The organism is uncultured Caldilinea sp. (assembly GCF_937128415.1).
Classification (GTDB): domain Bacteria; phylum Chloroflexota; class Anaerolineae; order Caldilineales; family Caldilineaceae; genus Caldilinea.
Map to the genome: position 1 here is coordinate 39951 of NZ_CAKZMJ010000089.1, position 11039 is coordinate 50989.

The following is an 11039-nucleotide window of genomic DNA, read 5'->3' on the forward strand; positions in this document are numbered from 1 at the left end:
GGAAGGCGCCCAGCTGTATCTCTTTGCTCGTTATTATTATATCACTATCGATCAAACCGACAGTGCAAATCGATAGTCCCACCAGTCGGGCTCTCCTTCGCGCCAGTGCTGACCGTCGCCGCTGCGGGCGGAGATGGCGCAAATCTCGGGAAGCGGAAGGCGTTGAAGCTGAAGGCGCGCCTCTGCGTCCCGAAGCGAGAGCAGCATCCACGCCACCGGGTATTCGATGGTTCCAGGCAACGTTGCAAAAACGCAACGGCGACCTGAATGCAAAGCATATTCCTGAATATTCAGACGATGCGCGTGTCCCTGAAAAACGGCGCGTACGCGCTTCGAGCGGCCAATGAGACTCAACACGTCTTGCGCATTGTGCACGCCGTAATAGTCTTTCCAGCTCTTCCGATGGTTCCAGGGCAACAGCACCTGATGCGTGAAGAGCAGCGCCGGTCGGCTGTCAGATGAAAACAGTAGCTCCTCAAGACGTCTTAGCTCCCTCTGGGAGACCATGCCATAGACCGGGTCGCCGTCCGGGGCGCTTTGAATCTGCTCCGGCGAGTGCCCCATGGTGTTGAGCAAAATAAGCTGCGCCTGCGGCAGATCGATCGTTTTGCCGAGACCTTCCTGATATTGCCATAAGCCGTAAAATTCGCGAAGATCGCCCTTGCCTGGATAGAGATCATGGTTGCCGGGCAAGGCGACGACGGGGACGTCGAGTTCATGGAGACGCCGGTGAACGTAGCGCATCGCCTGCTCATATTCCTCGCCCGGCATCTTATAACCTCCGCCGCCGCAGACAAGATCGCCCAGGTGCACAACCAGATCGAGTTGCGCTGCGCGCAAAGCGTCCAACAAGGCGTTCAAAATTTGCTCCGACCAGGGTTGAAGTTGTACGGCCCCTTCAGAAGTGACATATGGCGTGTCGCGTTGCCAGTAATGAGTGTCGGTGACGAGTCCAATCTTTACTTCTGCGCCATTGCTCATGGTGCAACGTCCTCCGTCGCATGATCGGCAAACCAGCGACGCTCCAGTTCGTCTAGTTTGCCATCGGTCTTGAATTGGTGGAGAGAGTTTTCAAGCTGCCGTTGCAATTCATAGGCTCTGCGGGGCATCACGATCACATAGGGGATGCTCTCCAGAGGTGCATTCACAGCGCGCAGCGGCAGGCCGGCAGCCTGCGCCTTCCGCAGCATCACGTTGTCGATCAGAATCGCTTCCACGCTGTGCGCCTCGACCAGCGCTGCGATCATCTCCTCCGGCGTCTCGAAGGGGTGCAGCGTCAGCTCAAGCCCATCGCGCTGAAGACGCCGCCCGACCATATCACCCAGTCCTCCCCATTCTACCCCCACGCGAGTTCCCGATAAATCGGACAATTCGTTGATTGTTGAACGATTGTGCACGGCAATTCGTAGGCCTGCGTCAAAGTAAGGCGTGGAAAAGAGGAAATCCTGAGTCAGTCGCTCGTCGTAGGGATAAGCGCTCACAATGCTGTCAATTTTGCCGGCTTTCAGGGCGTCGGGCAGGCTGTCGAAGCCGACGGCGACGATGTCGGCGCGCACGCCCCAGCTGGCCGCCAATGCATGCGCCAGCTCCACGTCATAGCCGATGGGCGCTCCGGAGGCGTCCAACATTTCAAACGGCGGAAAACTGGGATCCAGCCCGACCCGCCAGGCGCCGCGCTGCTGAATCGCTTCCCAGGTTCCGTCGCTGCGCCAGAAAGAAAAGAGCAACGCCTCTTGCACGCCTTGATTCAACCAAACGCCGCCAAGCGCGAGCGCCAGGACGACGCCCGCCACGACGAACAGGATGCGCCCTCGCTGCATCAAGGGGCGAATGCGCGCAGATATTGTTGCACCTCCCGATAAATAGGTTTTGGTTCAAAATCGGTGCGCACGAAGGTGAAATAATCTTGATAGGAATTTTGATCCCAGGGAAATCGAAAGACCCAAAAACAGAGCGCCTCCAGCCAGGGCCACTCTTCTTGCGCGATCTCATAGGCGCGCAATGTGTATGCGATCCGCTCCCCGGGTCGAACCGCGCGCGTCCAGCGCGGATGGTCGTTCCAGCCCCCTTCTGTGATCATGACCGGTTTCTCGCCGTCGCCATTTTCGACCATGATGGCGCGCAACAGCTCGGTGCGGCGGAAATTGACCACCTCCGGATGAGGTGGGCTGTCTGGATCGAAGTGCCACCCATAGGCGTGAACCGCCAGAATATCGAAATAGTCCCTGGCGCCGGCGTCATACATCGCCTGCAAGAAAAACAGGTCGTTGACGCCGAACTCGCTGCCCGGCGGCGCCAGCGTGGGCGCCAGCGCGCCTCCCAACACCTGAACTTCCGGGGCCACTGCTTTGATCATCGGGTAGACGGTGCGCAACAATTGCGTGTATTTTACCGCATCCGGCGCAGCATAGCCCCACTCCAGCGCCAGGTTTGGCTCGTTCCAGAGAATGACATGCTCGATGTCGCCGCGATAGCGCTCAACGAACTTCGCAGCAAAGTTCCCGAAATCGACGAAATGCTCTTCATCCAGATAGAGCGGCGTCGTGTCTTTCGGTCGCGCCCATTCCGGCACAAACCCCAGCCTGGCGATGATGCGCAGCCCTTGCTGACGCGCGTGTCTCACCACCATATCGGCGTGCGCCCAGTGGTAGCGGCCGCGTTCACTTTCAATGTAGGCCCAGGGAAAATACTCGACGATCCAGGGAGCGCCCATTTCGCGCACCATCTCGAACGTGCGTTTGATCTTCCACTCTTCTACTTCGTCGGTCAGCCGTGTATGAACGCCTGCTTTGGGGTTGACGGTTTGCACCGTCTGTGGGGGGCCGATCGCCACGCGTGCGGCGCGTTGTTGCATCCAAAACAGACCGGTTGCAAACGTCAGGAAGATGGCGAATGCAACCCACAGAAGCCAGTGCTTACGAAAATCGACCACATGTCGATAATAATCGGATGAGATAGTTTTGTCTAATCAACCCTATATCTTTTTGACTCCTATATGAGGCGCCCACCTCCCTTAGATTTTCCGGGTGTGCTGTGAGATCGTGGTTACTCTCATTATATGATATGATATGCTTTGCGTATGTATGTCTGTCACGTCAAACTACGAAACTGGAAAAATTTCAAAGAAGCTGAGGCCGACCTCAGGCTGCGCACTTTTGTCATCGGACCAAACGCATCTGGCAAATCAAACTTGCTCGATGCCTTTCGGTTCCTGCGCGATGTGGCCACCGATGGACTAAGGAAAGCTGTCGATGACGAACGCGGCGGCGTTTCGATGATTCGTTGCCTGGCTGCCACGCGTTACAGTAACATAGATATCGAGATGCAACTGGCGGAGCGAGATCAACCGATCTGGACATATCGCCTTTCGTTCAATCAGGACAACAACCGTCGCCCGGTGGTGCGTGAAGAAGTCGTAAAACGCCATGAGAAAGTCATTACTCAGCGCCCCAATGAGGCTGATGAGCGAGATCCTGAGTTATTAACCCAGACTGCACTGGAGCAGATTTCGGCAAATCAGGATTTTCGCGAAGTGGCTGTTTTCTTCAAGTCCATTTCATATCAGCATCTTTTGCCTCAGGTTGTGCGCGACCCGCGCAGTTTTTCGCCGCTTCCGATTCAGGACGACCCCTTTGGTCGCGACTTTTTATTGCGCCTTTGGCGAACTCCATCGAAAACGCGCGACTCGCGACTACGCAAAATTGCCGAAGCGCTACGTCATGCCGTTCCTCAGCTTACGGATCTGAGCGTTGAAATGGATGACACCGGCGCGCCTCATCTTATTGGGAAATATTCTCATTGGCGGATTCATGCAGCCAAACAGAATGAAAGCCAATTCTCCGATGGCACACTGCGTTTGCTTGGGTTGTTATGGACCATCTTTGAAGGGGATGGTCCTTTGTTACTAGAGGAGCCGGAAATTTCTCTACATCCCGAAGTGGTGCGTCAGTTGCCGGCCATTTTTCACCGTATTAACCGGAACCGCAAGACGCCGCGTCAAATTATTATTTCTACGCACTCCGAAGAGATTCTCCGCGATCCTGGCATCGCTCCAGAAGAAGTGCTCCGTTTGGAGCCAAGCGCCCAAGGCACGTTGCTACGTCATGCTGATGAAGCAGACCGTCAAGCGATGAGCGCAGGATTGACTGCAGCCGATGTCCTGATGCCGAAAACAGCGCCCGCCAACGCACATCAAATGGTGCTCGAATTTCCATGACTTTGGTGGTTGACATTTTAGTCGAAGGCTTATTAGATGAAACCGTCGCTCGTCGGTTAATCGAGCATTGTGGACACACACCAGGACACAGTTTTGGGAAGAAAGGCGTCAATTATCTTCGCTTAAAAGCTCAAGGGTTCGGGGTGAAAGCGCGCTATGGAAACCCAATTTTGATGTTAGTAGACTTCAAAGACACTGGTTTGGAGTGTCCGCCTGCGGTGGTGACAACTTGGCTTCCTCAACCTTGCACCAACCTGCTGCTCCGCGTCGTTGTCCCTATGATTGAAAGCTGGCTGCTGGCCGATCGGGAGGGATTAGCAGCCTTTCTCGGCGTTTCACCCACCTTGCTCCCAACGATGCCTGAAACTTTAATCAATCCTAAACAAGCGTTGGTAAATCTCGCCCGTAAATCGCCCCAGAAATCTGTGCGTGCAGCGTTGACGCCAGCCAAGGGTGTGTCTGCGCTCGTCGGACCAGAATATGTAGCGGCGCTGCAAAAGTTTGTCTTCCAAACATGGGATGTGGAACGGGCGAAATTGAGCGCTCCAAGTTTACAACGCGCTATTACACGACTTCAGGCGCTGCATAGATAAATTGTTTTTTGCTACGAGTGATGCCTTCATTGCAAACATACATTAAACACTGGCAATTTTTCTCAAGCATCGGCATAATTTTCAAACCATTTTCGAGACAGTTTGTCAAACAACCTTAGACGCATTCCACCTTTCACGTCCCTTGAAACGCTTAGAAACGCCCACGCTGACTACAAACATCGCGGCGGAGAGCGCCACCATTCGCCAGTCGAGGCCAGGCAGCTCACCGTTCAAGAAAAGACGAGACAGGTCCTCCGGCGCAAGCGAAGCGCCCATCCACACAAAAGCGAGGGTGCCTGGAATCGAGCCGAGCGCCGTGGCCAGCAAAAAAGGCCCGTAGCGAATGCGCAAAAACCCGGCCAGATAGCTCACCAGGTCATAAGGAAGAAAGACGCAGCGCATGATCAACACCGTTTCAAAGCTGCTCTGGCGCATGCGCGACGCATAGCGCTGCATCATCCCCTCCGTGGCGGCCTCGGTCAGGAGTTCCTGCCCCAAAGCGCGCCCGATAAAAAAGGCTACAGTCGCAGAAAGATTGGCGGCGATCACCGTCCAGAAGACGCCCCACAGCGGACCGAAGAGAAAGCCGCCTGCAAGCGTCAGCGCCACCGAAGAAAACAACGTCAACGGACGCAGGGCGTAAAGGAGAAGATACACCCATGGCGCCAACGGGCTGACCTGTCCCCACAGGACGACGCTCAGCGCCAATTCAGCAAGATTCAGATCGTTTGCGCGCATGAGAAAAAGCAACGCAGCCAGCGCGCCGCCCCAAATGGCTGCAACCGCCACTTTTCGTCGGTGCTTGACCCACCAAGAGGAACGCATCATCGCCTGGATTATCCAGGCTTTGCCTGTTTTGCGCTGTAAGGGCACCTACTGCTCCTCCCACTGCGTCTCGCCGTCCCACAAGTCATGACAGAGGCGCAAAGTGCGGAGATCGTGTTCGGCGGGGAAATCAAAGACCTTGCATGCGCGGCGAGGCAGCACCCAGAAGGCGTCGAGCACGGCCTCCATCTCGTCTCTGAGGCCGGCGTACGCCGCTCGCAGGTCATACTTGCCCGCCTTCAAGTCCACAGGCGCATCGAACACCAAGTCAAGCCAGAGGTAGTCGCGATCGGGCGAGGTGGCCTGAGCGACGATGGCCTGATGAAGCGGTTGCGCTGACGCCTCCCCCGCCGGCGTCAGAGCGACTGAAAAGGCGACGTCCAGCGGAGAAACAGTTCGGGCGCTTGCTTCCGCCTGAAGCGGATCGACCTTCGTCACAAGCTCCAGCGGCAGGAGGTTGGACGGCGTATCGGGGTCAAGCCCAGACCAGTTGATAAAACCGCTGAGGCCAAATCCCATGCCGGCGTCGAAATAGAGCCGGGAGCGCTTTGCAGGATCGAAGTTGTTCAGGCTCTTCCAGGAGATGGCGGCTTCGTAGCGATAGCCGTGCTCCGTTTCCGCCCAGGCCAGCCTGGCTTGCGGCTGAAACGCCTGCGCCCGCCAGTTCCAGACCTGCGGCCCCATCGGCGTCTGCGCCAGCGTCAGCTTGGCGTCGAGGCTGCGACGGTCGCCGAGCAGGTTGAAATAGAGCCAGAGCGCATCCCCTCGCCACACCGAAGGGCCGACCTCCGGCTGGACGTGCTGCTCGTCGAACACCTGGGCGGCCACGTACAGATTCGCCTCGTCCCAGAGAAAAGCGAGCCGAAAACTGGCCTTTTCCGCTCCGGGCCAGGCGCTCGCGCCGCGCAGGATGTTCTCCGGACGGTCGACGCTCACCCACTGCGCCTCCGACCACTCGGCCAGGTCGCCATCGATCTGGATGGGCTGGACGGTGTGGGCTGCCTGCACGACTCGCTCCGGTTTGGGCGCAGCGCGCACGAGGTGTGATGCGTAGAAGATGTACGGCCCTTCCTCCTCGATTTCAAGCGTGGCCGAAATCGCATCCCCGCGGCGCAGCGCATAAAAGCGGTCGTTGGAAAAGCGCGCCTCTCCGGTCCAGCCTCGACGCCCGTAGACGGGGGCGCCGGCAATGCGACGCGCGTTTTCTGCCTCTACAATCTGGCCGACGTGCGAACGCTGCGGCCTGGCCTGATAATAGCGCGTGACCAACGGATGATCCTCCACCATGAGCAGCGCAAGCAGCGCCTCGATGGTGGACTCGGCGCCGGCGTTGCGATTGACGCGGAAGGGCGTCGGCCCGTCGATGCCGTCGAACGTTCGTCCTGTCTCCGGGTCATACATGGCGACGCCGGCCATGTTGTTGCCAAAAAACCAGGCGTTGCTCAAGCCGGCGTATCGCAGATATTTTTCATCGCCTGTGGCCTGGAACAGCTCCCAGAAGCCGGCGGTCATTACCTCCACGCCATAGGCGATCTGGCCGCGGCGCATCGGCAGCGGCAGCATCTCGTTGAGAAAATCGGTGGCGAGCAGGCGCACATAAAAGCCATCCGCCGACGCCTGGGCGCTCTTGATCCAATCCTGGCGACCGAGCAGGCGACCGGCCAGCGCCAGCGCATGCACCTGATGGCTTCCCCAGGCGTGCCAAAGCGCAGTGGAGGTGGTCGTGGAGGGAAACGCGCCGAATGGGTAGCGCCGGTTGTCGCCCAGACGATAGTTGGCGATGCCGTTGGCCAGGTTGGTCATCAGGTGGCGGGTGCGAATGTTCGGGTTGACTTCGTAATAGGTCGCCAGCCCGATCACCGCCAGCGCGCTCAGGTCGGAGCCGTTGCCGATCAACCAGGCGGGGACGGGAACGCCGTGCAGTTGATTATAGGCGCCGACCGGCCCGATGGCGCGAGCCAGCGCAGCCTCCCCGCGCAGGTAGGCCTCTTCCAAGCGCGAGGCGTAGTCAGGGTCAAGCGCTCGAAAGACGGAGATGGCGCTCGCCAGCGCCCACTGCGCTCTGGCCGCCCACCAACTCCAGGATTTGAAGCTGGTGGGGCCGTCGCGGTTGATGGCGCCGCTGCGGTCCAGCACAAAGTTGTAGTACTCTCCATCTTCAGCCTGCATGTAGAGCACGAAGTTGAGCGCCGCACGCGCCAGCTCGAGCGCATGGGCATCCCCGGTGCGCCGGTAGTGCAGGAGATAAACCAACGCCGCGCGGGCGACGTCGTCCACGCAGGCGATCCCCTCGCCGGATGCGTCCACCCACCCGTAGTTCGGCGCCTCGGAGTAAATGTGCACAAGCGCGATCGGCTCACCGTTCCACTCCACGATCTCGGTCAGGTGTTGCAGATGCGCAAGATTGATCATTCCATCGCGCAACGGATGTGGGACAGGCGTTGGGGCGGGATCGAGCGAATTCGGCAAGATCAAGTCATCGGACGACATCGGGCTGTTCGACCTCGAGAAAGAGAACGCCGACGCAAAGCCGGGCAGCAAGATAGAGACGATAAAAGCCCACAAGAGCAACCTGCGATGCGCGCATCTGTCTTTCATCTTTTCCCCCTTTGCGCCAAAACACGGACTGCCTATATCGTATCGCCTTCCCGTCCCTTTGCCAAGCACGCATCTCTTTTCCAGGAGCGCAAACAGGGATGGTGGAGCAGTTGATTTCCTCTGAGGGCGGCTTCTCCGAGACGCTCGCTTTTGCCCCCGGCCCCTTGCTTCCCTTCCACTGCCCGCTCCGTAGACTCCCCCACAGAGCACATCCAACAACTGACGTATCGTTTGAACGGGTGAAACCATGCCCCCTCACCGTTTACGCAGACCAGGTTGACGCAGACATCGTCATCCATATTGATTGGCGCGGAGCGTTTCATGCATCACATCCCACATACTTACAGCGGGCATCCTGATGGAGCTGCAGCAGCCGACGCCGATCGCCGGCTGCTCGCCAACGTTCGTCCGCCCGACTGGAAAAACCCCAAACCTTCCGGCAAATACAATCTCATCGTCATCGGCGGTGGATCGGCGGGGCTGGTGGCCGCCGTCGGCGCAGCGGGGCTAGGCGCTAAAGTGGCGCTGATCGAGCGGCGTTTTCTGGGCGGCGATTGTCTCAACGTCGGTTGCGTGCCCTCCAAGGCGGTGATCCGGTCGGCCAGGGTGGCGGGAGAGATCGCCCGCGCTCCTCGCTTTGGCGTGCAGGTGGGAGAAGTGCGCGTCGATTTTTCCCAGGTGATGGCGCGGATGCGTCGCGTGCGCGCCGAGATCGGCGAACATGATTCGGCGCATCGCCTGGCCAGGCTAGGCGTCGACGTCTTCTTCGGCGAAGCGCATTTTACAGGAGCGCATGCCGTCGAGGTGAGTGGGCAGACATTGACCTTCAGCAAAGCCTTGCTCGCCACCGGCTCGCGACCGACCGCGCCGCCGATCCCGGGGCTGGCCGAGACCGGCTATCTCACCAACGAAACGATCTGGAACCTCACCGACCTGCCATCGCGCCTTGCTGTCATCGGCGCAGGCGCAGTCGGTGCGGAGCTGGCGCAAGCCTTCCGTCGCTTCGGCAGCGAAGTGACGCTCTTCGACGCGCTGCCGAGACTGTCAGGCTGCGAAGACAAGGACGTCGCCGCGTTGCTTCGTCGCGTTTTCGAGCGCGAAGGAATTGCGCTGGCATTGGGCGCTGAAATCCTCCAGATCGCTCCCGTCGATGATGGCAGACAGCTGGTGTATCGACTCGATAGAGAAACGCACGTGAAGGTTGTCGATGAAATCCTGGTGGCGACGGGACGAACGCCCAACCTGGAAGGGCTGAACCTGGAGGCGGCCAATGTAGCCTACACCGAACAAGGCATTGAAGTGGACGACGCGCTGCGCACCACCAATCCAGACATCTATGCAGCGGGCGATGTAGCTTCCCCGCATCGATTCACGCACATGGCGGACGCCACCGCGCGCATGGCGTTGCGGAACGCCCTTTTCCCCGGCCCCAAGCAAAAGTTGAGCGATCTCATCATTCCCTGGGCGATCTACACCGATCCCGAGGTGGCCCACGTAGGCATGTACGACTGGGAGGCTGAAAAAGCCGGCGCCCGCGTGCAGACTTTTGCGCACGCCTTCGCAGAGACCGACCGTAGCCGCACCGACGGCGAGGTCGAGGGCTTCGTCAAGATTCATGTGAAGAAAGGGAGTGACGCCATTGTGGGCGCCACGATCGTCGGTCGTCATGCCGGGGAGCTGATCAGCGAAATCACCGTCGCCATGCACGGGAGGCTAGGCCTGCGCCATCTTGCAACGGTGATCCATCCTTATCCCACCGAAGCGGAAGCCATCCGCAAAGTGGCCGACGCTTACAATCGCACGCGGCTGACGCCGCTGGTGGCAAAACTCTTCAAAAAATGGTTCGAGTGGCGACGCCGATAACGCGCAGAAAGCAAAAATTAATAGAAAACGTGACAGGGAGCTGAAAGTTATCTTCACCCAATTCTTTTGTAAACTGGCAGTAGATAAATTTTGAGTAAGGTGGTAAACGGTCAAGTTATGGTGAAGAAACGACTCAGTCCAACCATTTGCGGGAAAACATCGCCGAGTTCATCGCCGCCCCTGTAGCCCGTTCATCGCGACAATTCCATCCATACTCACAAACAAAACAATAAGTAAGTTTTAGTCCAGGCTGCTGGAATGAAAGGGCAGGAGGGTTTAGGTATGCGCGTGTCTGAAAAAATGATTAGAACATTTGTTCTGGTTATAGTATTATTCTTTGTCGCTGTGTGGGCAATGCTGACGCCTGCTGCAGCGCAGGCGGTGACAAATGCTCCGGCGTCTCCCGCCGATACAGCGGTGCGCGAGGCTGCGGCGACGACAAATGTCTTTTTGCCGCTCGTAAACGCCGGGGCCTCGACAGCTTTCAGTTTAGTGCAAACCGCGTCCTCAGCTGAGCTAAAGGCCCTCGTCCCCGATGCAGCGGGATGCCAGGGGGAATGCTACACAGTCGAGTTGGTCAGCGTCCTATACAACGCCTCGGAGAACACGACGACGCTGACCTGGCGCGTGACCAATCGATGCAAATTCGGCCTGAGCCACGTGGCTTTTGAGCTGTCGAAAGAATCGAAAGCAATCGCGCCGGCAAATGGAGCTATCTACACATCGGCGACAGGCCGCCAGTATAAGGTCGAAAACCCGACCAACAATCCCTTCTATAGCATTAAGTTTGAGACGGTCGGCGCAGGCATTGCCAACGGTGAGTCAGACCTGTTCGTGTATACGATCGCAGGAACTTTTGACCCGAATGCGGTGATGAGAGTGCAGGCCAAGGGTGGTCAGCAGATCGATCGTTTTGAATTCAAGCCAGGGGCTTGCACGGTTCC

9 protein-coding genes are annotated in these 11039 nt (G+C 58.1%); 4 read left to right on the top strand and 5 right to left on the bottom strand.

All coding sequences use genetic code 11. The annotated features are described in order from the left end of the window. Positions 1-51: 51 nt before the first annotated feature. The 3 genes from Q0367_RS17225 to Q0367_RS17235 are packed head-to-tail and all read right to left on the bottom strand — an operon-like array spanning position 52 to position 2854. Entirely contained in the window at positions 52-981 is a 930-nt protein-coding gene (locus Q0367_RS17225; protein ID WP_298983768.1) for a metallophosphoesterase, read from the bottom strand. Further along, positions 978-1820: an ABC transporter substrate-binding protein gene (locus tag Q0367_RS17230; protein ID WP_297634042.1), complete on the bottom strand. Its 843-nt coding sequence runs from the start codon at positions 1818-1820 to the stop codon at positions 978-980. The genes Q0367_RS17225 and Q0367_RS17230 overlap by 4 nt, the downstream gene beginning before the upstream one ends. Then, positions 1820-2854 (bottom strand): beta-galactosidase, encoded by a 1035-nt coding sequence (locus Q0367_RS17235; RefSeq protein WP_297633423.1) that lies wholly within the window; start codon positions 2852-2854, stop codon positions 1820-1822. Before Q0367_RS17235 ends, Q0367_RS17230 begins: the two co-directional genes overlap by 1 nt. Before the next feature lie 225 nt (positions 2855-3079). On the opposite strand from Q0367_RS17235, the gene Q0367_RS17240 reads away from it, so the two are divergent. Together Q0367_RS17240 and Q0367_RS17245 are read left to right on the top strand one after the other, a co-directional pair. Next, positions 3080-4216, top strand: coding sequence for an AAA family ATPase (locus Q0367_RS17240; protein WP_297633421.1), 1137 nt, complete (start codon positions 3080-3082; stop codon positions 4214-4216). Continuing rightward, positions 4213-4809, top strand: a complete 597-nt coding sequence (locus tag Q0367_RS17245) for a hypothetical protein (protein ID WP_297633419.1) — start codon at positions 4213-4215, stop codon at positions 4807-4809. Before Q0367_RS17240 ends, Q0367_RS17245 begins: the two co-directional genes overlap by 4 nt. 105 nt (positions 4810-4914) lie before the next feature. Here Q0367_RS17245 and Q0367_RS17250 read toward each other — a convergent pair whose 3' ends face one another. Both Q0367_RS17250 and Q0367_RS17255 read right to left on the bottom strand, forming a co-directional pair. Then, the gene (locus Q0367_RS17250) at positions 4915-5637 is read right to left on the bottom strand and encodes a TVP38/TMEM64 family protein (RefSeq protein WP_298983770.1); all 723 of its coding nucleotides are present in this window, start codon (positions 5635-5637) and stop codon (positions 4915-4917) included. 45 nt (positions 5638-5682) lie between these two features. Beyond that, positions 5683-8232 carry a sugar-binding protein gene (locus tag Q0367_RS17255; RefSeq protein WP_298983772.1) on the bottom strand — a complete coding sequence of 850 codons (2550 nt, stop codon included), beginning with the start codon at positions 8230-8232 and terminating at the stop codon, positions 5683-5685. 321 nt (positions 8233-8553) lie between these two features. Between Q0367_RS17255 and Q0367_RS17260 the strand changes: the two genes are divergently transcribed. Beyond that, positions 8554-10095, top strand: coding sequence for a mercuric reductase (locus tag Q0367_RS17260; protein WP_298983774.1), 1542 nt, complete (start codon positions 8554-8556; stop codon positions 10093-10095). Positions 10096-10377: 282 nt separating this feature from the next. Continuing rightward, a partial coding sequence (locus Q0367_RS17265) for a hypothetical protein (protein WP_298983776.1) occupies positions 10378-11039 on the top strand: 662 nt, incomplete at its 3' end.

Bases quoted from the DNA above. Each gene is read 5' to 3' on its own strand.
- Q0367_RS17250 (WP_298983770.1), bottom strand. From the start codon at position 5,637: ATGATGCGTTCCTCTTGGTGGGTCAAGCACCGACGAAAAGTGGCGGTT.
- Q0367_RS17235 (WP_297633423.1), bottom strand. From the start codon at position 2,854: ATGCAACAACGCGCCGCACGCGTGGCGATCGGCCCCCCACAGACGGTG.
- Q0367_RS17230 (WP_297634042.1), bottom strand. From the start codon at position 1,820: ATGCAGCGAGGGCGCATCCTGTTCGTCGTGGCGGGCGTCGTCCTGGCG.
- Q0367_RS17225 (WP_298983768.1), bottom strand. From the start codon at position 981: ATGAGCAATGGCGCAGAAGTAAAGATTGGACTCGTCACCGACACTCAT.
- Q0367_RS17240 (WP_297633421.1), top strand. From the start codon at position 3,080: ATGTATGTCTGTCACGTCAAACTACGAAACTGGAAAAATTTCAAAGAA.
- Q0367_RS17255 (WP_298983772.1), bottom strand. From the start codon at position 8,232: ATGAAAGACAGATGCGCGCATCGCAGGTTGCTCTTGTGGGCTTTTATC.
- Q0367_RS17260 (WP_298983774.1), top strand. From the start codon at position 8,554: ATGCATCACATCCCACATACTTACAGCGGGCATCCTGATGGAGCTGCA.
- Q0367_RS17245 (WP_297633419.1), top strand. From the start codon at position 4,213: ATGACTTTGGTGGTTGACATTTTAGTCGAAGGCTTATTAGATGAAACC.